The organism is Muriicola sp. E247, from assembly GCF_041358175.1.
Lineage (GTDB): Bacteria > Bacteroidota > Bacteroidia > Flavobacteriales > Flavobacteriaceae > Muriicola.
Genome location: NZ_JBGKBE010000001.1, coordinates 329421 through 354722, shown reverse-complemented (window position 1 = coordinate 354722; position 25302 = coordinate 329421). Strand labels below are relative to the sequence as shown.

The 25302-nt window shown below is 42.7% G+C and carries 26 protein-coding genes; 15 read left to right on the top strand and 11 right to left on the bottom strand.

Features of this window, described 5'->3' with window-relative positions; all coding sequences use genetic code 11:
* The first annotated feature begins 17 nt into the window (after positions 1 to 17).
* On the top strand, positions 18 to 854 hold the full coding sequence (locus tag ACA086_RS01620; protein ID WP_371001576.1) for a type 1 glutamine amidotransferase: 837 nt from the start codon (positions 18 to 20) through the stop codon (positions 852 to 854).
* Positions 851 to 2047 carry a hypothetical protein gene (locus tag ACA086_RS01615; RefSeq protein WP_371001575.1) on the top strand — a complete coding sequence of 399 codons (1197 nt, stop codon included), beginning with the start codon at positions 851 to 853 and terminating at the stop codon, positions 2045 to 2047. Before ACA086_RS01620 ends, ACA086_RS01615 begins: the two co-directional genes overlap by 4 nt.
* 17 nt (positions 2048 to 2064) lie before the next feature.
* Here the strand turns inward: ACA086_RS01615 and ACA086_RS01610 are convergent, their stop codons facing one another.
* Positions 2065 to 2652 carry a riboflavin synthase gene (locus ACA086_RS01610; RefSeq protein WP_371001573.1) on the bottom strand — a complete coding sequence of 196 codons (588 nt, stop codon included), beginning with the start codon at positions 2650 to 2652 and terminating at the stop codon, positions 2065 to 2067.
* A gap of 128 nt (positions 2653 to 2780) precedes the next feature.
* On the opposite strand from ACA086_RS01610, the gene pdxA reads away from it, so the two are divergent.
* The 8 genes from pdxA to ACA086_RS01570 all read left to right on the top strand — a co-directional run bounded on the left by pdxA (position 2781) and on the right by ACA086_RS01570 (position 10362).
* Entirely contained in the window at positions 2781 to 3833 is a 1053-nt protein-coding gene (gene pdxA, locus ACA086_RS01605) for a 4-hydroxythreonine-4-phosphate dehydrogenase PdxA (RefSeq protein WP_371001571.1), read from the top strand.
* A gap of 113 nt (positions 3834 to 3946) precedes the next feature.
* A complete protein-coding gene (locus ACA086_RS01600) occupies positions 3947 to 4480 on the top strand; it encodes a DUF177 domain-containing protein (protein WP_371001569.1) in 534 nt (177 codons plus the stop codon).
* Positions 4481 to 4488: 8 nt separating this feature from the next.
* Positions 4489 to 4683, top strand: a complete 195-nt coding sequence (rpmF, locus tag ACA086_RS01595) for a 50S ribosomal protein L32 (protein ID WP_369748009.1) — start codon at positions 4489 to 4491, stop codon at positions 4681 to 4683.
* A gap of 169 nt (positions 4684 to 4852) precedes the next feature.
* Positions 4853 to 5845 carry a beta-ketoacyl-ACP synthase III gene (locus ACA086_RS01590; RefSeq protein WP_371001566.1) on the top strand — a complete coding sequence of 331 codons (993 nt, stop codon included), beginning with the start codon at positions 4853 to 4855 and terminating at the stop codon, positions 5843 to 5845.
* 26 nt (positions 5846 to 5871) lie between these two features.
* Positions 5872 to 6354, top strand: coding sequence for an acetyl-CoA carboxylase biotin carboxyl carrier protein (gene accB, locus ACA086_RS01585; protein ID WP_371001564.1), 483 nt, complete (start codon positions 5872 to 5874; stop codon positions 6352 to 6354).
* Between the two features lie 78 nt (positions 6355 to 6432).
* Positions 6433 to 7788 carry an acetyl-CoA carboxylase biotin carboxylase subunit gene (gene accC, locus ACA086_RS01580; protein ID WP_371001561.1) on the top strand — a complete coding sequence of 452 codons (1356 nt, stop codon included), beginning with the start codon at positions 6433 to 6435 and terminating at the stop codon, positions 7786 to 7788.
* A 35-nt stretch (positions 7789 to 7823) separates the two neighbouring features.
* A complete protein-coding gene (locus tag ACA086_RS01575) occupies positions 7824 to 8936 on the top strand; it encodes an NAD(P)/FAD-dependent oxidoreductase (RefSeq protein ID WP_371001560.1) in 1113 nt (370 codons plus the stop codon).
* 91 nt (positions 8937 to 9027) lie between these two features.
* Positions 9028 to 10362, top strand: a complete 1335-nt coding sequence (locus ACA086_RS01570; RefSeq protein ID WP_371001558.1) for a GntP family permease — start codon at positions 9028 to 9030, stop codon at positions 10360 to 10362.
* Here ACA086_RS01570 and ACA086_RS01565 read toward each other — a convergent pair.
* The 6 genes from ACA086_RS01565 to ACA086_RS01540 all read right to left on the bottom strand — a co-directional run bounded on the left by ACA086_RS01565 (position 10359) and on the right by ACA086_RS01540 (position 17180).
* A complete protein-coding gene (locus tag ACA086_RS01565; RefSeq protein ID WP_371001556.1) occupies positions 10359 to 11339 on the bottom strand; it encodes a sulfate/molybdate ABC transporter ATP-binding protein in 981 nt (326 codons plus the stop codon). The two genes, ACA086_RS01570 and ACA086_RS01565, sit on opposite strands and share 4 nt — an antisense overlap.
* A gap of 72 nt (positions 11340 to 11411) precedes the next feature.
* A complete protein-coding gene (locus ACA086_RS01560) occupies positions 11412 to 13568 on the bottom strand; it encodes a prolyl oligopeptidase family protein (RefSeq protein ID WP_371001554.1) in 2157 nt (718 codons plus the stop codon).
* 92 nt (positions 13569 to 13660) lie between these two features.
* Positions 13661 to 14650, bottom strand: a complete 990-nt coding sequence (locus ACA086_RS01555) for an aspartate-semialdehyde dehydrogenase (protein WP_371001552.1) — start codon at positions 14648 to 14650, stop codon at positions 13661 to 13663.
* 197 nt (positions 14651 to 14847) lie between these two features.
* Positions 14848 to 15252 carry a large conductance mechanosensitive channel protein MscL gene (gene mscL / locus ACA086_RS01550; RefSeq protein WP_371001550.1) on the bottom strand — a complete coding sequence of 135 codons (405 nt, stop codon included), beginning with the start codon at positions 15250 to 15252 and terminating at the stop codon, positions 14848 to 14850.
* A gap of 86 nt (positions 15253 to 15338) precedes the next feature.
* Complete coding sequence (gene alr / locus ACA086_RS01545) at positions 15339 to 16448, bottom strand: alanine racemase (protein ID WP_371001548.1); 1110 nt, start codon at positions 16446 to 16448, stop codon at positions 15339 to 15341.
* Positions 16449 to 16538: 90 nt separating this feature from the next.
* Complete coding sequence (locus tag ACA086_RS01540) at positions 16539 to 17180, bottom strand: thymidine kinase (protein ID WP_369748020.1); 642 nt, start codon at positions 17178 to 17180, stop codon at positions 16539 to 16541.
* A gap of 103 nt (positions 17181 to 17283) precedes the next feature.
* Between ACA086_RS01540 and ACA086_RS01535 the strand changes: the two genes are divergently transcribed.
* The 3 genes from ACA086_RS01535 to ACA086_RS01525 all read left to right on the top strand — a co-directional run bounded on the left by ACA086_RS01535 (position 17284) and on the right by ACA086_RS01525 (position 19892).
* Positions 17284 to 17970 carry a hypothetical protein gene (locus tag ACA086_RS01535; RefSeq protein ID WP_371001546.1) on the top strand — a complete coding sequence of 229 codons (687 nt, stop codon included), beginning with the start codon at positions 17284 to 17286 and terminating at the stop codon, positions 17968 to 17970.
* An 84-nt stretch (positions 17971 to 18054) separates the two neighbouring features.
* Positions 18055 to 18726, top strand: a complete 672-nt coding sequence (gene rsmI, locus ACA086_RS01530) for a 16S rRNA (cytidine(1402)-2'-O)-methyltransferase (RefSeq protein WP_371001544.1) — start codon at positions 18055 to 18057, stop codon at positions 18724 to 18726.
* A 38-nt stretch (positions 18727 to 18764) separates the two neighbouring features.
* Positions 18765 to 19892 (top strand): DUF819 family protein, encoded by a 1128-nt coding sequence (locus tag ACA086_RS01525; protein WP_371001542.1) that lies wholly within the window; start codon positions 18765 to 18767, stop codon positions 19890 to 19892.
* A 12-nt stretch (positions 19893 to 19904) separates the two neighbouring features.
* Here ACA086_RS01525 and ACA086_RS01520 read toward each other — a convergent pair whose 3' ends face one another.
* A complete protein-coding gene (locus tag ACA086_RS01520) occupies positions 19905 to 20495 on the bottom strand; it encodes a carboxymuconolactone decarboxylase family protein (protein WP_371001541.1) in 591 nt (196 codons plus the stop codon).
* A 60-nt stretch (positions 20496 to 20555) separates the two neighbouring features.
* Between ACA086_RS01520 and ACA086_RS01515 the strand changes: the two genes are divergently transcribed.
* Both ACA086_RS01515 and recJ read left to right on the top strand, forming a co-directional pair.
* Positions 20556 to 20978: an OsmC family protein gene (locus ACA086_RS01515; RefSeq protein ID WP_369748025.1), complete on the top strand. Its 423-nt coding sequence runs from the start codon at positions 20556 to 20558 to the stop codon at positions 20976 to 20978.
* A gap of 104 nt (positions 20979 to 21082) precedes the next feature.
* Complete coding sequence (recJ, locus tag ACA086_RS01510) at positions 21083 to 22777, top strand: single-stranded-DNA-specific exonuclease RecJ (protein WP_371001539.1); 1695 nt, start codon at positions 21083 to 21085, stop codon at positions 22775 to 22777.
* Here the strand turns inward: recJ and ACA086_RS01505 are convergent.
* Genes ACA086_RS01505 through ACA086_RS01495 form a run of 3 tightly spaced genes read right to left on the bottom strand, consistent with a single transcriptional unit; the run spans position 22774 to position 25238 of the window.
* Positions 22774 to 23541 (bottom strand): UDP-2,3-diacylglucosamine diphosphatase, encoded by a 768-nt coding sequence (locus ACA086_RS01505; RefSeq protein WP_371001537.1) that lies wholly within the window; start codon positions 23539 to 23541, stop codon positions 22774 to 22776. The genes recJ and ACA086_RS01505 overlap by 4 nt on opposite strands.
* Before the next feature lie 33 nt (positions 23542 to 23574).
* Positions 23575 to 24027, bottom strand: coding sequence for a 6-pyruvoyl tetrahydropterin synthase family protein (locus tag ACA086_RS01500; protein ID WP_371001535.1), 453 nt, complete (start codon positions 24025 to 24027; stop codon positions 23575 to 23577).
* A 35-nt stretch (positions 24028 to 24062) separates the two neighbouring features.
* Positions 24063 to 25238 (bottom strand): acyltransferase family protein, encoded by a 1176-nt coding sequence (locus ACA086_RS01495; RefSeq protein ID WP_371001533.1) that lies wholly within the window; start codon positions 25236 to 25238, stop codon positions 24063 to 24065.
* Positions 25239 to 25302 lie beyond the last annotated feature (64 nt).

Sequence of the window (25302 nt, the reverse complement as noted above, 5' to 3'; positions counted from 1 at the left end):
AAGAAAATCAGAAATTCATGCATTCAACATATAAGATAGCCATCCTCGATATGAATGCGGGGCAGCCCAACGAAGGGATGCGTTGTATAAAAATGCTGGTGGAACAGTTTTTAGATCGGGAGGATATTCACGGGGATTACCAGATCTTTGATGTTCGCGTACACCATGAACTACCCGAAATTGAAGAATTTGACATCTTTATCGCCTCCGGAGGACCAGATTCTCCCAAGCCAAGAGGAGAGAAATGGGAAAAGAAATTCTACCGGTTTCTCGATGCTATCTATGATCACAACCTGCTTGAAGAACGCAAGAAATATTTATTCCTGATCTGTCACTCTTTTCAGGTGGCAATTGGGCATTGGAAATTGGCAAAAGTGACCAAAAGAAAATCCACGGCATTTGGCATTATGCCCGTTCATAAAACAAAGAAAGGGAAGCAGGAGTATTTACTCGATGGTCTGCAAAATCCATTCTATGCCGTAGATTCGAGAGATTACCAGGTTGTTAAACCTAAAAAGAAACGACTTAAAAGTCTGGGGTGCACAGTGCTGTGCAAGGAAAAGAAAAGACCTCATGTTCCTTTGGAACGGGCTATTATGGCTATACGTTTTTCAAAAGAGATCGTTGGGGTTCAATTCCATCCCGAGGCAGATTCGGAAGGAATGATGCGCTATTTTAAAAGGGCCGATAAGCGCGCACATATAATCAAACACCACGGGAAAAAGAAATATCTGGATATGATGACCCACCTCGATGACGATGATAAAATCCTGAGGACAAACAGGACTATCATTCCTAAATTTCTTCAGCAGGCAGCAGATGCCATTGACCATCAAACTCCTGTGTCTGTATGATACCTAAAATTAGAGAAGCTTTTAACGCCGGGTTTAATGAGGCCCATTACGAAAGGCTTCAAAAGGAGGTTTTAGAGACTTTTGGGGAGCCATGTCCTTTCCGTATTTCAGAAACTCCGGTCTTTATAGACAGGGAAATGAGAGAAAAAGTGCAGGCCGCCTGCAATGCCATCCTGGAACAATTGGATGGCCTGGAATTCGAAGCTGTCAGACAACGCTTTATGCCTAAACATTTGCATTCTCCTACCCCGGTGGGCAATCCGCATTTCCTTGGGATTGATTTTGGAATTTGCGAAGATGAACATGGAAATCTTAGTCCACAACTCATAGAATTACAGGCATTCCCTTCCTTGTTTTGTTATCAGCCTTTTTTGGCTAAGGCGTATCTAAAGTGCTATCCTAGCCTTCCTGAGAATGGCTTTCATTACTTTTTGGGAGGTCATACAGAAGAGACGTATTTCAATACCCTCAGAGAAGTGATTCTGGGAGAGGAGAATCCGGAAAATGTGATTTTGATGGAGATATATCCCGAAAAACAGAAAACCCGGATCGATTTCTCTGCAACCCAACAGGCTCTGGGAATTGAAGTTGTATGCATGACCAGGGTGATCAAAGAAGGAAATAAGCTGTATTACGAAAAGGAGGGTCGTAAAATCAGGATACACCGCATATACAATCGTGTGATATTTGATGATCTGTATCAGTTTAAAGACCTGAAGACCAACTTCAACATGTTTGACGATCTCGATGTAACCTGGATTACTAACCCCGACTGGTTTTTTATGATCTCAAAATGTATTATGCCTATGCTATCCCACGAAAGCGTTCCTGATTCATATTACCTCGATGAGATTCCGAAGGACATTGACCTGGCGCAATTTGTTCTCAAACCCCTTTTCTCTTTTGCGGGAAAAGGTGTGAACCTCGAGCCAACATGGGAGTTACTCAATTCTATTGAAGACAGGAAAAACTATATGCTACAGAAAAAGGTTACCTATGCTCCGCTGATTAAAACAAAAACCGATAAAAGTGCAAAGGTAGAATTGCGCATCCTCTATATCTGGAATGAGGCGGAGGGAAAATTAAAGCCGGTCATCAATCTCACAAGAATGGGGAAAGGTCCTATGATCAATGTTTCACATCTTACTAATGACACCTGGATAGGTTCTTCCATTAGTTTTTTTGAAAATTAAACAGCGTCTGATTTAACTTATTGATTTTTCAGGAGTCGGGCAACGTATTTCCCGATGACATCAAATTCCAGATTCACCCTGCTGCCGGTTTTGTATTCTTTAAAACGGGTATTTTCATAGGTATAAGGAATAATGGCTACGCTAAAGCTGTTTTTTTCCGAATCAACCACGGTAAGACTAACTCCGTCTACAGTGATAGAACCCTTTTCGATGGTAACTTGATCCGCCTTGGCCGGGTAGCTGAATGTAAAGTACCAACTCCCATCTTTTTGTTCAATGTTCGTACATGTCCCGGTAGTATCTACATGGCCCTGTACGATGTGGCCATCGAGTCGGGTGCCCAGAATCATTGCGCGTTCAAGGTTGACAAGGTCGCCGGTTTTGAGATCAGCCAGATTTGATTTTAGCAGTGTTTCCTCGATCGCTGTCACCTGATATTCATCTTCTTCAATTCCTACTACGGTAAGGCAAACACCATTATGAGATACGCTCTGATCAATCTTGAGTTCCGATGCAAGTTGGGAGGAGATTGTAATGTGCAGATTACTTCCTTCCTGTTTTAGCTGTGTGACCTTACCAAGGGTTTCTATTATTCCTGTAAACATTTCAGGGGATTTAAAAAAGAGGTTTTTTCGCTACCGGGAAGGTCTTTATACCTTATTTTTGAACTAAATAAAACGAAATGCCGGCAGCGGTAATTTCAAGAGTCAAAGGTAAGGCAAAGACCAGATATATGAAGAAGGAAAGTGTAAATATTACGGTTGGAATCTCAGTGGGAGACCTCAATGGCATTGGCTGTGAAGTGATTCTGAAGACATTTGAGGACAGCAGAATGCTGGAGTTGTGCACTCCGGTTATTTTTGCTTCCAATAAAACAATTAGTCAGCAGAAAAACGATCTGGGAATAAATATAACTTTTCATGGTGTGGAGCGGGCGTCTCAGGCTATCGCAGGGAAGATCAATGTTGTAAATGTCTGGAAGGAAACCCCTTCCATTGAATACGGAAAGGCCACAGAAGAGGCAGGAAAATATGCGATCCGCTCCTTAAAAGCTGCTGTAAAAGCACTTCAGAATAATGAAATTGACATTTTGGTAACGGCTCCGATAAACAAAAAAAATATTCAGGCCGAGGATTTCAACTTCCCCGGTCATACCGACTATCTGGCCGGTGAACTCGGAGGGGAAAGTTTGATGTTCATGGTTACAGAGTCCCTGAAAGTAGGTCTTCTGACTGACCATGTAGCGGTAAAGGATGTGGCGCAGAATATTACTTCCAAGCTGATCAGAAATAAGATCGATATCATAGAGAAAAGCCTGAAAATGGATTTTTCGATAAGGAAACCTAAGATTGCCATGCTGGGAATCAATCCACACAGCGGAGACGATGGAGTAATTGGGAAAGAAGATGATGAGGTATTAAGACCCGTCATCAGAGAGATGGTCGATAACGGAAAATTGATTTTCGGTCCTTATGCTGCCGATAGTTTTTTTGGTTCTGATGTTTATAAGCAATTTGATGCCATCCTGGCGGCCTACCACGACCAGGGACTAATTCCATTTAAGACCCTGTCCTTTGGTCGGGGGGTGAACTTTACTGCTGGATTGAACCGGGTAAGGACTTCCCCGGATCACGGTACTGCCTATGAAATTGCAGGCAAGGGCCAGGCAGATGCAGGTTCCTTCAAGGAAGCGGTATTCATGGGGATAAAGATTTTCAGGAACCGAAGAGACTACGAGGAGGTTTCAAAAAATCCATTAAAGAAGCAAAAAGCAAGAGCTTCTTAGAGATTGCCTGGTATTTCGCATCTTCTTCACGGAAAGAGGCCTAAATAATTGATAAATTGATTTGCAATTGGCAAAAAAAATTTATCTTTGCACGCCTTAAACGATTGTAGACAATGACGACGCATAAGGAATTTACAATTCCTTTTTCAGGATTAAAAGTAGGGGCACACTCGTTTGAGTATCAAATAAATAATTCGTTCTTTGAATCTTTTGAGTACAATGAGTTTAATGAAGCCGATATTTCGATAAAGGTTCATTTTAACAAAACGAGTACCGTAATGGAACTGGAGATGGAAGCTCAAGGCACGGTCAATGTTGCCTGCGACCTAACCAATGAACCCTTTGATCTGGAAGTTTCGGGATCTTTACCGCTTGTTGTAAAGTTCGGAGAAGATTACAATGATGAGGATGATGAGATCCTGGTGATCCCTCATGGGGAACATCAGTTTAACATTGCGCAGTATATTTACGAGATGCTTGTACTTGCTGTTCCACAAAAACGAATTCACCCGGGGGTGGAAGACGGAACGCTTAAGTCGGAAGCTTTAAAGAAGCTCGAAGAATTGCAGCCAAAAGAATCAAATAACAACGACAACAATACAGATCCCCGATGGGATGCTTTAAAAAATTTACTAACGGATAAATAAAAGTCACGATGGCACATCCTAAAAGGAAGATTTCCAGAACCAGAAGAGACAAAAGAAGAACACATTATAAGGCTGTAGCGCCAACGCTTGCAAAAGATCCAACAACCGGCGAAGTACATTTGTACCACAGGGCTCACTGGCACGAGGGTAAATTATACTATCGTGGACAGGTGCTAATTGACAAAGCGGAAGAATCGGCCTAAGATTTTATATGATATCTAAGACTCCCATTAGCCACAATGGGAGTTTTTTTATGGACTTTTTCCATAGGCTGAAAAAGTAGCACTTTGGTCTTAAAGTCATAAAAAATCACTATTTTTCAACACTTTTGGAGCATTTTTGAAGGTTTCCGTATAAAAAACTCTTGTTCGCATGACCAAAATTACAGCAGCGATTACAGCTGTGGGGGCCTTTGTGCCAGACTACAGGTTAACCAATAAGATCCTGGAAACCATGGTGGAAACCACTGATGAATGGATTACCACCCGTACAGGAATAAAAGAACGCAGGATACTTAAGGATAAGGACAAAGGGACTTCTTATTTGGCTATAAAAGCCGCGGAGGACCTGATAGAGAAATCCAATATCGATCCGGCTGAGATCGACCTTGTTCTGTTAGGGACAGCCACTCCCGATCTTCCTGTTGCATCCACAGCAGTATTTGTGGCCACTAAAATAGGGGCAGTAAATGCCTTTGCATACGATATACAGGCAGCCTGTTCTAATTTCCTTTTTGGAATGTCTACGGCAGCTCGCTATATAGAATCAGGGAAGTACAAAAAAGTACTTTTAATAGGAGCAGACAAAATGTCTTCTATCCTTGATTATACCGATAGAACTACCTGTATTATCTTTGGTGATGGGGCGGGTGCTGTTTTATTTGAACCCAATACCGAAGGCCTGGGATTACAGGATGAGTACCTCAGATCGGATGGCAGTGGGAGAGAATTTCTTAAAATTGAGGCGGGAGGATCCCTGTTACCAGCCTCTGAAGAAACGGTAAAGAACAAGCAACATTACGTTTTCCAGGATGGGAAATCGGTATTTAAATTTGCTGTTTCCAATATGGCTGAAGTAGCTGCCCTTATTATGGACAGGAATGGGCTTTCGCACGATGATGTGCAATGGCTTGTTCCTCATCAGGCGAATAAGCGAATTATAGATGCTACATCAAATCGGATGGGCCTTGATCCTGAAAAGGTGATGATGAACATTCAGCGATATGGCAATACTACATCTGCTACCTTACCGCTCTTATTGAGCGATTATGAAAAGCAGTTGAAAAAAGGAGATAACCTGGTGTTTGCTGCTTTTGGTGGTGGATTTACCTGGGGCTCCATTTATTTAAATTGGGCGTATAACTAAGCAAGAACTAATCAAATAAGAATTCCATGGATATTAAAGAGATTCAAAGCTTAATTAAGTTTGTGGCTAAGTCTGGTGCCAGTGAAGTAAAACTGGAAACAGATGAGATCAAGATCACCATAAGAACAGGGAGTGCAGATCCCGGTGGGGAAACCACCTATATTCAACAACTTCCACCGGCAATGGCACAGGCGCCAGCTCCTCCAGCACCCGCCGCACCAGCCCCGGCAGCCGAGACACCGGCGGCAAAAAATGAGGAAGACTCGAAATACGTAACTATTAAATCTCCGATCATCGGGACTTTCTACAGGAAGCCTTCCCCGGATAAACCTTCTTTTGTGGAAGTTGGAGATTCTATTGCAGTAGGCGACGTACTGTGTGTTATTGAGGCAATGAAATTGTTCAATGACATTGAATCTGAAGTATCAGGAAAAATTGTAAAAGTTCTTGTGGATGATTCCTCACCTGTGGAGTTTGATCAGCCACTTTTCCTGGTAGACCCATCCTAGTACATAATAACAGATCCGGGGCCCTATCATGCCTGAAGGAAAGATAAGACTGTCCTGGTCATTCAAAACGAGGTAATTATGTTTAAGAAAATACTTATTGCGAACAGAGGTGAAATTGCCCTTAGAATTATTCGTACCTGTAAGGAAATGGGAATCAAAACCGTAGCTGTTTATTCTAAGGCCGACGAAGAAAGTCTTCATGTTCGCTTCGCCGACGAGGCGGTCTGTATTGGGCCCGCACCCAGTAGTGAATCTTACCTGAAGATTCCAAACATTATAGCCGCGGCTGAAATCACTAATGCAGATGGAATTCATCCGGGATATGGCTTTTTGTCAGAAAATTCTAAGTTCTCAAGAATCTGTGCTGAACACGACATTAAATTTATAGGAGCTACAGGCGAACAGATCGATAGAATGGGAGACAAGGCCACGGCCAAGGAAACCATGAAAAAAGCTGGAGTACCTTGTGTGCCGGGGTCAGAAGGAATATTAAAAGATGTTGCAGATGCAATAAAGACAGCTAAAAAAGTAGGTTACCCGGTAATGATAAAAGCCACTGCCGGTGGTGGGGGAAAAGGAATGCGCGCTGTTTGGAAGGAAGAAGAAATGGAGGCTGCTTTTAATAGTGCTGTAAAAGAAGCAACCGCAGCATTTGGAAATGGTGGAATGTACATGGAAAAACTTATCGAGGAACCCCGCCATATTGAGATACAGGTTGTGGGAGATCAGTTTGGTAAGGCCTGCCACCTCTCGGAAAGAGATTGTTCAATTCAGCGACGCCATCAGAAACTAACAGAAGAAACCCCATCTCCCTTTATGACCGATAAGCTCAGGGAAGACATGGGGAAAGCTGCTATCAAGGCTGCAGAGTATATTAAATACGAAGGGGCAGGAACCATAGAATTTTTGGTAGACAAACACCGTAAATTCTATTTTATGGAAATGAATACCCGAATTCAGGTAGAACACCCTATTACGGAACAGGTGGTAGATTACGACCTGATCAGGGAACAGATTCTCGTTGCCGGTGGTGTACCGATTTCAGGGAAGAATTATTATCCGAAATTACACGCAATTGAATGCAGGATCAATGCAGAAGATCCCTATAATGCATTCAGACCTTCACCTGGAAAAATTACAACTTTACACACTCCGGGTGGACATGGAATACGCCTCGACACACATGTTTACAGTGGCTATACTATTCCGCCCAATTATGATTCAATGATTGCCAAGCTAATCACCACTGCACAGACAAGGGAAGAGGCGATTAATAAAATGAAAAGGGCCCTGGATGAATTTGTGATAGAAGGAATTAAAACCACGATCCCATTCCACAGACAATTGATGGATCATCCTGATTATCTGGCGGGTAATTATACCACCAAATTCATGGAAGATTTTAAAATGAAACCAGAAGCAGAAAACAACTAAATCATACTCCGGCTATTGCCGGAGTTTTTGTTACTATGAACCTTAGCCATTGGGAATACAATACCTGGTTTAAAGATATCGATTATACCGTTGTCGGAAGTGGTATTGTTGGCCTGTCCTGTGCTCTGGAATTGCGCGATAAGTATCCTTCAGCAAACATTATTATTTTGGAAAGAGGAGTCCTGCCTCAGGGGGCTAGCACCAAAAATGCAGGATTTGCATGTTTTGGGAGTATTTCGGAGATACTGGACGACCTCAACCATCACAGTCCCGAAGAAGTTCTCGCTCTGGTTCAAAAGCGCTACGAAGGAATAGAATTGTTGCGATCTACCCTCGGGGATAAAGTCCTCAAATATCAACAACTTGGCGGGCATGAACTTTTTTTGGACAAGGATGACGAACTTTTTGAACAATGCCGTGAAGAACTCGATAGGGTAAACAAACTCCTGTTCCCCGTTTTTAATAAGCAAGCTTTTGAATTATACCCAAATACTTTTGGTTTTCAGAAAGTGAAATCAAATTTTATCAGCAACCCTTTAGAAGGACAGATCGATACAGGAAGTATGATGGCCGCCTTGCTGGCGAAAGTACAAGCCTCAGGGATTAAAATTTTTAATGCCATGGAGGTATTAAGTTATGAAGAAGACGATAATGGGATCAGTTTATTCACAAAAAACCTTGAGTTCAGAACAGAGAAATTATTGATTGCAACCAACGGATTTGCTGGAAATTGGGTAGATGTTGACCTGGCTCCTGCCAGGGCGCAGGTCCTGATTACTAAACCCATACCCGGGCTTCAAATACGGGGGACTTTTCATCTCGATAAAGGGTTTTATTATTTCAGGAACGTAGAAGACAGACTCCTTTTCGGCGGTGGGCGTAATCTTAATTTTAAAGGGGAAGAAACACAGGAATTAGGGATAACAGAACAGATACAGACGGAACTTGAACACCTTTTGCACGAAGTGATCCTCCCCGGCACTTCCTTCGAAATCGAACGGCGATGGAGCGGAATCATGGGGGTTGGTTTGCGGAAAAGGCCCATTTTAAAAAGATTATCGGAACGCATAGCTTGTGGGGTCCGGCTCGGGGGGATGGGAATCGCTATCGGGAATAGTGTAGGGCGGGATCTGGCCAGACTTGCATAGCCATCTTAGTTCTGCCGGGGTTTCTTCAGATTAGTATCTGAGGAAATGTGTATTTTAGTTTAACCGGCTCTTTCAAAATCCGGAGGTGAGAATGGAAATACTATATCTGATCGTAGCGGTACTTTTTATTGTTCTTTTAACTACCCGACTCAAAGTACACCCCTTTCTCGCGCTTCTGATCATTTCTATTGCTTATGGACTTTTCGCCGGGATGCCTTTATTGGAGATCACACTTGCCATTAATGAAGGTTTCGGAGGTACCCTGGGAAAAATCGGATTGATCATTGTTTTAGGAGTTATCATTGGAGCCTTTCTTGAAAATACCGGGGGAGCCCAGACGATTGCCATGAAGGTTCTTTCACTGATTGGCAAAAAGCGGATCCCCTTAGCCATGGGTGCAATAGGATATATTGTTTCTATTCCTGTTTTTGCAGATAGTGGTTTTATGCTTTTGCATCCTCTTAACAAGGGTCTAAGTAAAAAGGCGGGAATATCCCTGGCAGGGGCCGCGATCGCTCTTGGGCTCGGCCTGATGGCATCACATACCATGGTTCCTCCCACCCCGGGACCTATAGCCGCAGCTGGGATATTAGAGGCTAATCTGGGACTGGTCATTGCCTTTGGTATTCCTGTTAGCCTCATAGCCCTGGCAGCAGGTATTTTATTTGCCTCAAAATACGCCTCTCGTACATATATAGACCCTGAGAAGGGTGATACTCCAGCAACTGAGATGAAAGCTGATAATACAGAAGCACCGGGGATCATGAGATCTTCCCTCCCTATCCTGATCCCAATTTTTCTCATAGTTCTTAAGTCGGTTTTGGGAGTACAGTCCAAAGGTGAATTGTCTCGTATTTCTGAGATAATCAATTTTGTAGGGGAGCCGGTTATCGCCTTGTTGATAGGTGTGTTTTTATGTCTTCTGTTGCCTAAGAGACTTAATAAGGATATGCTCTCCTCTGCTGGCTGGGTGGGAAAGGCGATCAAAGATGCAGCATCAATCCTCCTGATCACAGGTGCCGGCGGGATATTTGGCACAGTCTTGCAGATGTCGGGCATAGCCGATCTCCTTGGAAATGCACTACAGGATCTTAATATCGGGATATTCCTTCCCTTTATTCTCGCCGCGGCGCTGAAAACTGCACAGGGATCATCTACCGTAGCCCTGGTTACTACAGCTTCAATTATCGCCCCCATGATGCCCTCCTTGGGATACGATTCAGAAATTCAAAAAGCCCTGGTGGTTGTAGCCATTGGTTCGGGATCCGCCATGGTTTCACATGCAAATGACAGTTTTTTCTGGGTGGTCACGCAGATGAGTGGCATGAATGTAAAAACGGGATACCGATTATTCGGACTAGGGACTTCAGTACTTGGAATTACGGGGGCAATCGCGGTTTTTATTATCTCTCTCCTCTTTACTTAATTTATTTCCCGTAGTCGTTTATTGATTGTTTCAATAGATACATTGAGAAAGACCTTAGTACCTATCTTCAGTATTTTTTCGGAGTGAAAAAACACTTTTCCATCTTCCGATTCTCCTTCTACTAAATAATACCCTCTCATGGGGTAAATCTTTTTAACCCGGGTTGCGAGGCCGGACGACTTTGCAACTTTAAATTCGTGGGCATAGACTATAATATTTCTCTTGGTGTCGGCGTAAGATTTCAACACAGTGATGGGTAAAACGTTGGCTTCGCCGAAAAGGCTGGCCACATAGAAATTCCTGGGAGATTCATATACCATGGTCGTCTTTCCGTCTACCACTAATTCCTTATCCTTTAGTACCAAAGTACGATCTGCAAAAGGTAATACATCGAGATGGTCATGAGTTGCGGTAAGGCAGCTGATGTTTTCTTCTTTGAGATACTGGAAGAGATTGCGTCTAAGACTACTTTTCCTGAAATTATCTATATGGCTGAACGGCTCATCGAGCAATAGAAGATCGGGCTTTTGAGCCAGAACCCTTGCCAAAGCAACTCTTTGCTGTTGTCCGCCACTGAGATTTTTTACCTTTACCTTGGCTTCGGATGTCATTTCTATCATCTCAAGAAGTTCTTCCGTTCTTTGCTTTAATTGTTCCGGGTAAAATACAGAGAGAAATTGACTGATATTTTCTGCCACGGAGGTAAATGGCATCAGATCGAACTCCTGAGAGAGGTATTTCATATAAGACTCCCCTGGAACCAACTTGTACAAGGGCCCTTTCACCTGCTCATCCCTCCATAGAATTTCTCCTTGACCCGGAGTAAGCAAGCCGTAGATTAATTTTAATAGGGTGCTTTTTCCACAACCGCTTTCTCCCATGACCGCCACGTGTTCCCCTTGCGCTATATCAAAGGAAAGGCCTTCGAGCACATTGGTTTTGTTATAGGCGAATGAGAGATTTTTTACTTGCAGCATAAGTGTGAATTCCGGAACCCAATTAAAAAATCCGCCTCCAAAGAAACGGATTTAAGCGGACCCACGGGAAGATTAGTCCTTAAATTCTTTCAGCACCTTTTGGTTGGGCAAGGTATCAAAGCCCATATTATAAAATGTAAAGGCAAAGATATCTGCATATTGTTCGATCGTCTTGCTGATAGGGGTCCCTGCCCCATGGCCGGCATTGGTCTCAATACGAATGAGGGTGGGATTGTTCCCCGTCTGATTTTCCTGCAATGTGGCAGCAAATTTAAAACTATGTGCAGGAACAACCCTGTCATCATGGTCGCCCGTCGTGACAAGCGTTGCCGGATATTCAACTCCTTCTTTTACATTGTGAAGGGGGGAATACCCTTTGAGATATTCAAACATTTCAGGATTATCTTCTGAAGTTCCATAATCATAGGCCCATCCGGCTCCTGCCGTAAAGGTATGGTAGCGCAACATATCGAGAACACCGACTGCGGGGAGCGCAACCTGCATCAGATCCGGGCGCTGAGTCATAGTAGCACCCACAAGCAAACCGCCATTAGAACCACCTCGTATTGCCAGATATTCTTTGGAGGTGTATTTGTTGTCGATCAGAAATTCTGCAGCAGCGATAAAGTCATCAAAAACATTTTGTTTTTGCAGTTTCGTTCCTGCATTGTGCCATTTCTTCCCATACTCTCCACCACCTCTTAAATTAGGTACAGCATAAACCCCGCCCTGTTCCATCCAGATGGCATTCAATACACTGAAAGATGGGGTAAGACTAACATTAAACCCTCCATAACCATATAGGATAGTCGGGTTCTTTCCATTTAATTCCGTGCCTTTTTTATAAGTAATGATTATAGGGACCTTAGTCCCGTCTTTGGAGGTATAGAAATCCTGTTTCGATTCGTAGTCTGCCGGATTGAAGTCGATTTCAGGCTTCCAGTAAGTGGTGTATTCACCTGTATCAGGATCAAATTTATAAATAGAACGCGGAGTGTTGTAATTGGTAAAAGAAAAATAGAGCGTTTCCTCCTCTTTTTTTCCGCCGAATCCTCCGGCACTTCCTATTCCGGGTAAATTCACCTCCCTGATCAATTCGCCCTGGTAGTTGTATTGTAGGATTCTGGAAATGGCATCTACCATATATTCAGCGAAAATATATCCACTCCCTGTATTCGCACCGAGCACATTTTCAGTTTCAGGAATAAGGTCTTCCCAATTTTCAGGCGCGGGGTTTGAGGCATCTACCTTCACTACCTTGAGATTGGGAGCATCCCTGTTTGTCTGGATGAAAAGAGTTGTTCCCTCATTGCCTATAATGTAACTATCCGAATCGGTATCGTCTAAAACAGTTGTAAAGAGGGAGTTGGGATCTGTAAGATCTCTGATAAGTAACTTATTCCCAGAGGTGGTTGTCCTTGGATACACAATGAGATAGCGTTCATCTTCCGTTGTTGTTGCCGATACATATCTGTGTTTTTCAGGAAGTATTCCACCGTAGATCAATTTGTCCTTGGCCTGTTCAGTACCAAGAGTATGATAGTAAAGCTTGTGCTGATCAGTCTTGGCAGACAATTCGCTCCCTTCAGGTTTGTCATAGCTTGAATAGTAGAATCCTTCATTACCCTTCCAGGCAAGACCACTGAATTTGATATCAGTAAGTGTATCCTCGATAATTTTCATTGACTCTGCTTCCATCACAATTGCTTTCCTCCAATCGCTTCCGCCTTCGGATATCAGATAGGCTGCCAGTGATCCATCCTTGCTGAAACTTAGTCCGGCCAGTGAGGTTGTGCCATCTTCGGAGAAGGTGTTAGGATCGAGGAAGACTTCTTCTTTCCCATCTTCTTTCTTACGATAAACAACACTTTGATTCTGAAGGCCATCATTTTTATAGTAATAAGTATAATTGCCTTCCTTAAATGGAGCACTCAACTTCTCGTAATTCCACAGTTTTTCCATCCTGTTTTTCAGGTCTTCTCTGAAAGGGATGCTTTCCAGGTAATTGAAGGTAACCTCATTTTGAGATTTCACCCATGCCTCGGTTTCCGCACTTCGGTCATCTTCAAGCCAGCGATATGGATCTGGGACTTCAGTATCGAAATAAGTATCTACTGTGTCCACTTTTTGGGTAATCGGGTACTTCACAAGTATACGTTCTGAGGTTGATTCGTTTTTACAGGCCACAAAGGTAGTAAGAGCGACCAGGACTAAGGCAAATTTCTTCATAAGACTCATTGATTTATAAGCCTTAAAAATACCTTAATTTCTCCTGTTAGAGTAGTCGGAGTAGCCTTTTTAACAGAATTTAAACACCCTGATCACAGGAGTTTGTTCCCCACCAGGTATTCGGCTATCTGAACAGCATTGGTAGCCGCCCCCTTCCTTAAATTATCTGCAACGATCCACATATTGAGCGAATTAGGCTGGGATTCATCCCTTCTGATCCGCCCGACGAAAACATCGTCTTTGTCATGGGCGTAGATGGGCATGGGATACGTATTGGTGTCCGGATTGTCCTGCAGAACTACCCCGGGAGTTTCACTTAGCAATCGCCTTAATTCCTGCAGGTCAAAATCCTGCTCAAAAGTTACGTTTACCGACTCGGAGTGGCCTCCTGAAGTAGGGATTCTCACAGCAGTGGCCGTGATGGCAAAACTGTCATCTCCAAGTATTTTTCTCGGTTCCCGGGCAAGTTTCATTTCCTCCTTGGTGTATCCGTTTTCCAGGAAAACATCACAGTGAGGCAGGGCATTTCTATGGATAGGATAGGGATAGGCCATTTCAGCCTTAATTCCTGCTACCTCATTCTCCATCTGTTGCACCGCCTTTACACCGGTTCCACTAACCGACTGGTAGGTCGATACAACTACTCGTTTCATAGTATATGCCTTGTGTAGCGGTGCCAGAACCAGGACCAGCTGAATAGTGGAACAGTTAGGGTTGGCAATGATCTTATCCTTTTTTGTAAGGATATTGGCATTGATCTCAGGGACCACCAGCTTAATATTGGGATCCATACGCCAGGCAGAGGAATTGTCTACAACTGTGGTGCCAACGGCCGCAAATTTAGGGGCCCAAATTAAAGAGGTCTCACCACCTGCGGAAAATATAGCGAGATCCGGTTTTTCAGCAAGGGCCTCTTCAAGTGTAATAACAGTATAAGGCTGACCTTTAAAGGTAAGAGTTTTACCCTTAGACCTTTCGGATGCAACAAGCAGTAACTTTGAGATCGGGAAGTTTCTTTCGGCTAATACTTTTAGCATTACCTCTCCTACCATGCCTGTGGCTCCAACTATTGCTACTTTCATATGACCATTTTTAGTGGGCCAAAGGTACTGGAAAGCGACCTACAGCACAAGGCAGCTTTTTTAGATTTATAAAAATATCACAATTTGTTATATAAGCAACAAAAAAACCCTATGTCTGGATAGCGATTTCAGACATAGGGATTAAAATTGTGCTAGTAGTATAGCGGTTTTGCTGTAAAAATTACAGCTTTGAATTCTTATTGCTTTTTCAGAAGATCTCTGATTTCCGCCAATAAATCTTCCTGGCTAGGTCCTTTTGGAGCTGCAGGTGCAGGTGGTTTTTTAGTTTTATTATAAGCCTTTATGATCATAAACAGCACAAAGCCTACAATAATCAGATTGACAATGGTATTGATCCAGGCTCCGTAGCGAATGGCATTTTCTGCAATAGCTCCCGGCTCACCAGCAATTCCAGATGCTTCGGTTAGGACGTACTTCAGATTAGCGAAGTCGACCCCCCCTGTAAATTCACCTACAACGGGCATAATGATGTCTTTTACAAAACCGTTGACTACCTGACTAACTGCCCCGGCGAGGATAACAGCTACGGCAAACTCAATGACATTGCCTGTCATAATAAAATTCTTGAATTCTTTAAGCATGGTTTGTGTTTTAATTAGTTAATATAACTTGAGTAACGCTGACTTTCTTTAATTATTATATTCTTTGTACTAATTTATCAACAAAATTAGTATTCAGTATACAAACGCGGTATTCTTGAGGCTAGTCCGGTAAGAAGTTCATAGGAAATGGTTCCGGCGAAAGAGGCAAACTGTTCAGCACTCTGACCTTCCCCAAAAATGATCACTTCATCCCCCTCGGCACAATCGATACCGGTTACATCTATCATCAACATATCCATACACACGTTTCCAATGATAGGAGCTCGTTTTCCTTTGACTAGAACGGAAGCTTTTTCATTCCCGTACTGTCTTCCTATACCATCTGCATGACCTAAGGGGAGCGTGGCCGTTATTCTGTACCCATCTGCTTTAAATGCCCTGTTATACCCCACTGTTTCACCGGGCTCAATTCGATGTAACTGTGAAATAATAGTTTTTAATGAGGCTACAGGGCGGAGTGAGCTTTCGTATTTAGTATCGTTTCCATAGCCATAGATACCAATTCCACTGCGTACCATGTTCCATTGAGCCTTCGGGTAATTGAGGATCCCGGAGGTATTGAGTAAATGTTTTATCGGAATGGGCCCCAGGGCACGCTCTGCCTCTACTACTATGGCTTCAAATGTTTTGATCTGAGAAAGTGTAAATTCTTTTTCAGACAAGTCTTCAGAGGCACCTAAGTGTGAAAATATGCCTTTGATTTTCAAAAAATCCGAATCTTCTATTTCTTTCTTAATATGGGATATATCATTTTCCCAGAATCCGAGTCGGTTAAGACCGGTATTGAATTTAAGATGAACAGGATACTTTTCCTGAAATGCTTCTCTGGCTATCTTGTGAAACGATTTCAGGATTTTATAACTGTACAGACTTGGTTCAAGGCAATAGCTAATAAGCTCTTTAAAATTAATTTCCTGCGGGTGAAGGACTAAAATTGGACATTCGATTCCTCCCTTTCTAAGATGCACCCCTTCAGAGGTATAAGCTACAGCCAGAGCATCCACTTCCAGAGCTACCAGTTTCCTTGCAATTACAAGCGGATCACTACCATAGCCGGATGCCTTTACAACCCCCATAAATTTTGTAGATGGATCAATTTTAGATCGGAGAAAACGATAATTGTGTTCCAGTGCTCCTAAATTGATTTCAAGAACCGTTTGATGGGTATCAGGCATAAGGTGGTTGGTGTAAATATCTCATGAAGATTATTGATTTCCTGTTGCCAAAAACCCTCAGGAGGGTTGCGATCTGCCAGGAATATGATTTTATGGTTTGTTTTTTTTAGTAAGTATCACTTCTTCTGCCTTTACTTCCATCAAATTAATCTTTTCCTTCAACATAGCTTTAAAAAAAGCAGCCCTGCTCAGGGGTTCGTATTCTTCAATTTCTCCCAATAATACCAGACTTTCATTATCCGATTTACGAAAGCTGTAATTAGCCAGATTTCCGGTTCTGGTGCAGACCGCATGAACCTTTGTTACATATTCTGCAGTGGCCATGAGGGCTGGCATGGGCCCAAATGGATTGCCTTTAAAATCCATATCGAGACCAGCCACCACTACTCTGATCCCTTTATTTGCCAGGTCATTGCAAACAGTGACAATCTCATCATCAAAAAACTGTGCCTCGTCAATTCCAACTACGTCACAGTCCTCTGCCAGGGGTCTTATATGTGAAGCTGAAGGTACTGGGGTAGACCTTATCTCATTCTCATCATGAGAAACTACGCGTTCATCACTGTATCGAGTATCGATGATGGGTTTAAATATCTCTACCTTTTGTTTGGCAAATTTGGCGCGTTTCAGCCTTCGGATAAGTTCTTCTGTTTTTCCCGAAAACATTGACCCGCTGATCACTTCTATCCACCCAAATTGTTCTTTATGATTAACAGTATTTTCGAGAAACATTTTGTAATTTTAGACGAAATAAGGTATTTCCTCCGTTAGAATTAAATAAGTATAAAAGTATTAAAAAAGACAGACCTTTACAGGGAAGAAAATCAAAAAAGAAATGAAGCGTAAACTGAAAGAGGAATTAGTAAAACTCTCAACAGAGATTATTACTTCTCAGGATAAGGATGATATTCCCGGGCTATATGAAGCAGCCAGAAATCTTTATGAGAAACTGGCAGTTCTGAAATTCATTGAAGAAAAATTGAGTGATATAGAAATAGATGTATCTAAGAACGTAATTGCTGCTAAATTCGAGAAAATGGCCACTGCCGTTATGGAAGGCAATAAGACAGTTCCCGAAAATAACCCCCATGAAGAGGATATTATGACACCCGGAATAGATACTATAAAACACATGGTATCTGAAATGCCCAAAGACCTCAATATAGAGCAGTTGTTTGCCGAATTTGTAGCGAAGACAGAAGTCCTCAAAAATGATGCAAAAGATGTTACCCCGAACCAGGAAACTCTAGACAAATCAGAGAAAGTCAAGTCTCTCAACGACAAACTCACTAATAAGGAAATTGTAATTGGCCTCAATGACAGACTGGCCTTTGTAAAACACCTGTTCAATGATAGTACTGAAGAATTTAACCGGGTTCTTTCCCAGTTAAATACCATTGAAACTGCCGATCGCTCCATGGCTTTTATTGACAATATGGTTAAACCGGAATACAATAACTGGAAGGGGAAGGAAGAATACGCAATCAGGTTTATCGCCCACATTGAACGTCGATTTTCTTAAGACATTGATTTTTTATACATACAAATTGGCCGAAAGTTGAATTCATTACTTTCGGCTTCTTATTTTTAACAAACAGCCATGTCCATGGGAACACTTTACCTCGTACCTACACCTATTGGGAATCTGGAAGACATTACCTTCAGGGCTATCCGAATTCTTAAGGAAGTAGATCTGATCCTTGCAGAGGATACCCGTAACAGCGGAAAACTTCTTCAGCATTATGAGATCAATCAACCTATGCATGCCTATCACATGCATAATGAACACAAGGTCGTAGATAAATTTGTACAAAGGTTAAAAAACGGAGAGTCCATGGCCCTGATCTCCGATGCGGGTACGCCCGGGATCTCCGATCCGGGATTTCTGCTTACCCGGGCCTGCCTCGAATCCGGTATCCGGGTAGAGTGTCTTCCAGGAGCAACCGCGATGATCCCAGCATTGGTGAATAGCGGACTGCCATCAGAGCGATTTGTTTTCGAGGGTTTCCTGCCGGTAAAAAAAGGAAGGCAAACCAGGTTGCTGGCCCTCAAGGAAGAAAGCAGAACCATGATTTTCTATGAATCGCCCCATAAACTGTTAAGGACTTTGGAGGACCTTATCACCTCTCTGGGGAATGACAGGCCTGCTTCTGTTTCCAGGGAACTCACCAAGATTTACGAAGAAACCGTGCGTGGGTCACTTTCTGAGATTCTAGAATACTATAAGGAAAATCCAGTGAAAGGAGAATTTGTTATCATAGTTGGAGGGAAGAAATAGTAGCTTCTGCTGAAATTATTTGTCGTATTTTTTCCGGCATGTTAGCACCCTGGCTCATCACCTTATTCACCGTCCTTGCGGTATTCTTTTTAGATCGATGGGAAAACAGACATATCAAGTCCCTCTTCGATTGGGTACCGGCCATTCTACTGGCTTATATTATTCCTGCCATCATTTCATATCTCACCGGAGTAGACTATTCCCAGGATGAGATTCATTCCTTTAGCCGGGATTATTTTATTCCCCTTGCGATCATTGCAGTTATGAGTAGTTTATCCCTTGGACAGCTCAGGGCTATTGGCTGGAAACCCATATTTCTATTTGCCGGAGGATCGGTTTTTATTGCCCTTTTTCCGGTCTTATTAGCGTTCGCTTTCCTCGATACCAATTTTGTCACCAACACCCTTGTTAATGAGGAATACTGGAAAGGGATTCCGCCAATTGTGGGCAGCTGGATAGGGGGTAGTACCAGTCAGCTTGTCCTGAAGGAAATTGTAGCCTGTCCTGAGGATATTTTTCTCTCTGTCCTTGTGATGGATAATATCCTGGTAAATATCTGGACCATCCTGATGTTCCAGTTTATCAAAGGCAGTAATCTGATCAATCGAAAATTGAAAATCACAGATTTGGGTATTCCGGAGAACCTCCGCTCCGATCAGGTAAGATCAATACCCTCCTGGTGGGTTATTGTTATTCTCCTTGGAATCGTGATTCTGACAAATCTCTGGGTAGAGAGCTTTATAGCCAAAGTAATATTGCTCTCCCTTATCGGACTTGCGATCAGTAATATATGGCCACGTTGGAATTTTAAATTTGCTTTAAGAGCCGGGGCAATTCTGATCCTTATTGTGATGGCCGTACTTGGATTAAAACTGCAGTTTGCCACTTTGGGATTTAATCCTGTATTCCTCGTTTTTCTGATCGTCTGGTTGATAGGGCATTTTGTCTTTATGATGATCATCGCCAAAATGCTGAATCTCAACATGGCCTGGGTGCCTATCGCCAGTATGGCCAATGTAGGGGGTATCGCCACGGCTCCGGCAGTAACGGCTGCTTATGAGAAAAAATGGATGCCCCATGCCGTTGTACTTGCCATTTTAAGCATGGCTACCGGCACTTTTTGGGGGGTTCTTACAATATTTCTACTGGAGAATATTTTGGTCTGAAAATAAAAGAGATCAACTATGTTTTCCCTTTTCCCAGCCGTGTTTACCGAGGTATTGTTCCGCACTTTCTACAGCACCTCCTTCTATGGAAGTTCCCATGGAATCATTCCAGCGGTTGAGATAACCAAATAATGAGATTACCCCAAGCATTTCCACGATTTCCCCTTCATTCCAATGGGCGTAAAGAGCATCCTTTATTTGTTGATCAACTGCATTTGGGACCTGGGAAGCTGCCAGGGAAAAGTCGAGAGCCACCCTTTCGGCCTCAGAAAAGGCAGGATGTGTTCTGTATTCCCATATATTGTCTAATTGCTCCTGTTCGGCACCATATCGTTCAGCTGCCCTAATGGCGTGGGCCTGGCAATATCTGCATCCTGTGGCATTACTGCTTACCCAGGCAATCATCCGTTTAAGCGCTGAGGTTACCCGCCCTTGGTTTTCCATCACGGCCTTGTTTAACCCAATAAAAGCCTTTGAAATGGAAGGGCGATGCTGCATGGTTAAGATAGAATTGGGGCAAAACCCCAACGTCTCATTAAAAAAGTCGGCGAGTTCTTTTGTTTCAGCATCGTGTTCAGGAGGAAGTGGGTTGACCAGCGGCATAAATTGAATTAAGGGTTATTGTTGTAATTTTGAAATTACAAGAAACAAAAAAAACAGAGCATGACAAATCATATCAGTACCAAATGGATCGGGAATATGGCCTTTGAGAGCAATAATCCTTCCGGACTTGATTTAAAAATTGATGCGGGACCAGAAGATGGGGGCGAAGGAAACGGATACAGGCCTAAAGCTCTAATGCTTACTTCCCTGGCTGGGTGCTCTGGCTTGGACGTAGTCTCCCTATTCGATAAAATGAAATTGAAGGTAGATAAATTCCATATTGAAATTTACGCGGAACTTACCGATGAGCATCCAAAGTACTACCATAAAGTACATCTGGAATATCATTTTTACGGTAAGGAATTGGATGAGAAAAAACTACAGCGGGCCGTAGACCTTTCCGTTGATAAATACTGTGGCGTAATGGAAATGTTTCGCAGGTTTGCTACTGTTTCTACCGAAAATATTTATCACCTGAATTGAATTTATCACCTGAAAGCTGATTATAATACCGATAAATAAACTCTTTTCTGCATAGGACATACACCCGCTGATTCTACTTTATGAGCCCTGATGAAATTTGTGAAATGCGATGGACCTTAAAAGCCAAACCCGAAGAGGAAGTTGTGAAGCATCTCAGCGAGGCCATTAAAGTGTCTCCTTTGGTCGCGACCTTGTTAATACAACGGGGGATAAAGAACTACGAAGAGGCACTTAATTTTTTCAGACCACAGCTGGAGCATTTGCACGATCCATTTCTGATGAAGGATATGGACCTGGCCGTAAAGAGGATAACTGACGCCATCAAATCAGAGCAGAATATTCTCATCTATGGGGACTACGACGTGGATGGAACTACCGCAGTGGCACTCGTTTCATCCTATCTATTATCACAATACCCCAATGTAGCCACTTATATTCCCGACCGTTATGCAGAGGGTTATGGGGTGTCATATATGGGAATTGATTTTGCTGCTGACAACGACATTAGCCTTATCATTGCCCTCGATTGCGGGATTAAAGCCCTTGATAAGGTAGCCTACGCAAAAGAAAAAGGAATCGACTTTATCATATGTGATCACCATCGTCCGGGAAGTGAACTTCCGGATGCAGTTGCGGTTTTAGATCCTAAAAGACCCGATTGTAACTATCCCTATGACGAATTATGCGGATGTGGTATTGGCTTTAAGCTGATACAGGCCCTGGAACAACAAAACGGACTTACTGTTGAAGGAATTATACCCTATCTCGATCTGGTGGCTACTGCTATCGCAGCAGACATCGTTCCGATGACCGGGGAGAACAGAGTGTTGGCGTATTACGGTCTGCAGATAATCAACCAACAGTCGCGCCCGGGCTTTAGAGCCATACTGAAGGCAGTAAACAAATCCAATCTGACAGTAACGGATGTTGTTTTTATTATTGCACCCAGGATAAATGCGGCCGGAAGAATGGAGCACGGGCGTTATGCCGTTTCCCTGCTTACAGAGACCGATGAGGAGAAAGCCGGGAAGATGGCCGCAGAAATTGAAAAGTTTAACACCGATCGCAGGGGTCTTGATCAGGAGATTACAGAGGAAGCCCTGTTACAGATCAGTGAAAACAAAGAAGAAGAGGGATACACTTCCGTGGTCTACAAGGAGAGCTGGCATAAGGGAGTTATCGGGATAGTGGCATCAAGGCTTATTGAAACCTATTACAGACCTACGCTTGTATTTACAAAAAGCGGGGACAAACTGGCTGCTTCTGCCAGGTCTGTTAGAGGGTTCGATTTGTACAACGCACTGGAGGCATGTAAAGGATCGCTGGAACAATTTGGAGGGCATAAATATGCAGCCGGACTAACCCTTAAAGAATCGCAGTACGAAGAATTCAAGGCCCGATTTGAGGAGGTCGTATCAAATACCATATCCCAGGAATTACTCAGTCCGGAAATTCGTATTGATGCAGAAATAACCCTTGCTGATATAACTCCAAAATTGATGAGGATTCTCAAGCAATTTGAACCCTTTGGCCCTGGAAATATGAAACCGGTATTCCTCACACACCAGCTGCGTGATTCAGGATATGCCAAAGGAGTTGGAGAGGGAGAAAAGCACCTCAAACTGGCTGTAAAACAGGGAAATTCCAATCCAATCCAGGGCATAGGTTTTAACCTGGGGGATAAACTGCCTTTAGTACGGGATAGCAAGATGTTTAGTCTGGTGTATTCCCTTGATGAGAATCACTGGAACGGGAGTATAAGTCTTCAGTTAAAGATAAAGGATATCAGGCAAGCCTAGATCTCGAACTTTTTGAGTTCAAAGGTGCTTCCATCGAGAACACCATAGGTAAAATGACCTATCCAATCTCCCAGGTTAAAGTAGGTCGATTTATCATTGAGTTTAATTTCCAGAGGCAGGTGCCTGTGTCCGAAGACAAAATAGTCGTAGTGGTCCTGAGAGAGCTTTCTTTTGGCGTATTGTACCAGCCACTCGTTCTCTTCTCCCAGAAATTCCTGGTCTTCTTCTCCTGAGATAAGTTTGTTCTTTACGGAGAAATATTGAGCTAATCTTACTCCCCAATCGGGGTGTAACCATCGGAAGAACCACCTGGCAACGGGATTGGTAAATACCTTTTTCATCCTTTTATACCCCTTGTCGTGTGGGCCAAGGCCATCACCATGTCCGATAAAGAATCGTTTCGAGTTAATTTCAAATTGCTGGGGTTTATGGAAAACCGGAATTCCAAGTTCTTCTTCAAAATAACCGTTCATCCACAGATCGTGGTTTCCTGCAAAAAAATAGACTGGAATACCACTGTCGGTTATTTGTGCGAGGGCGCCAAGGGTACGGACAAAGCCTTTGGGAACAACTGTTTTGTACTCAAACCAAAAATCGAAAAGATCTCCAAGCAGAAAAATAGCCGCGGCATCTTTTTTTACCTCCTCCAACCAGGAAACAAAGTGTCGTTCTCTGACAGAACTTTTAGCCCTGTCTGGCGCACCCAGATGATTATCGCTGGCAAAATAGACTTTCTTTCCTGTCGGTACCTTTAAATGTTTCATCGGGTAGTAAAGATAGAAAAATCGGTGAGGGGATCAGGGATTGTCATCCATATGCCATTCGGCATAAGCCGTTTCTGTTTCCCTGAGCTTTAAAGAATGCAATTGAATATGATTCGGAAGTCTTTTTTTTATCCTCGTTGCAATGTCGATGACCATATTTTCACTGGTTGGCTGATAATCGGCCAGGATCACCTTATGACCTCGTGTTTCCAATTCTCTTGCAAGTTCGAGATGAGGGGTGTTTTTATTAAATATCGTAGCATGATCAAACGGATCAACCACCTCTTCCCGTACAATCTTCTTGAGATCTCCAAAATCGATCACCATACCTAATTTAACAGCACCTTCTTCTGAAATAGGCGTTCCGATCACGGTAACGGCCAACTTATAGCTATGCCCGTGGACATTCTTGCATTTTCCGTCGTAGCCGTACAAAGCGTGCCCTGTTTCAAAACTGAATTCCTTGGTTACCCTTATCCTGCTCATCTCATATAATCTTAAAGGGCAAAGGTAGGAATTCTTTAAAAGGAAGGATCAACTTTGGTCGCAGAACCGTCTGTTTGTTTTGAAGGAGGAAAAATTGCCTTTTTTAATTTGAGTCCAAAAAGAGGGCGAATCCATTTCCACCTTCTGATGAAGAATTCATATATGATAAAGGATCCTCCAAAGGTTGCAATACTAAGGATAAGAAACTTTGGCAGGAGACCCCATGACAGATTCATTATAAAATAACCTGCCACAATAGTGATGGTTTGATGTAAGATATAGAAGGGGTAGACAGCTTCATTAGAATAGGCCAATGTAGCACTCTGTTTATTCAAATAGTGTGCTGCGTATCCAAATAAAGCAAGTATCCAGGACCATAAATTAAAGACTTTCAGGGAAGCTTCCGTAAAATGTACCCAAATAGAGTCTTCAAATATCAGGATTAAGCTAAGGAAAGAAGTAAATCCTATTAATCCGCAACGGAGATAAAACCTGCGATGCCGGGTAACCGTTTGCCAGAATTGTTCTTTTACAGAAATCAACAGGAAGCCATATAAAAACAAGGTAGCGTAATTCGCAATCGCAAACCAGTCGCCTATTAAAGCATGTGTGACATTAAAAAAAGGTTCCAACAGGGATTCGTACAGATACAAAGGGATTAAAAACCAAAAAAGGCCGAATCTGTTTGAAACTATTTTCTTTAGCCTGGAAATGAATCTGTTTCCCGGATGTTTTCTGAGGTAGAGGAATACCGGGAGCAGAGCTAGAGAAAAAAGCAAGAGATAAGGTAAAAACCAGAGGTGGTGCCAACTTAAATTCCCTTCGGGATATACACCGATAAAGGCTTTTGAAGGCCAGAAGTCAAAATAAGAACCAATGAATTGATCGTAGGCAATTCTTTCGATGTAGACCTGCGGAGGGACTATCACGAGCATTCCTACTACCAGAGGTAGAAATAGTCTTTTTATTCGTTCCAAACCAAATTGCAGCCCTGTTCTTTTGTTTAAGGCGTAATACGTACCCATACCTGAGATGACAAACAAAATGGGAAGGCGCCATTGATTGAGAAACAACATAGGAAATTTCAGCCATTCATATTCCACATTGTTTTTAATGTGATATCCCCATGGGACGAAAAACATCCCAACATGATAGAAGATGAGTAAGCCAAAAACAAAAACCCTTAACCAATCCAGATCGTAACGCCTCATGACAAATACTTTTTGCTAAAGATATTTTTAATCTGATTGCGTTCGATTTCTTTGTTTTGAATGA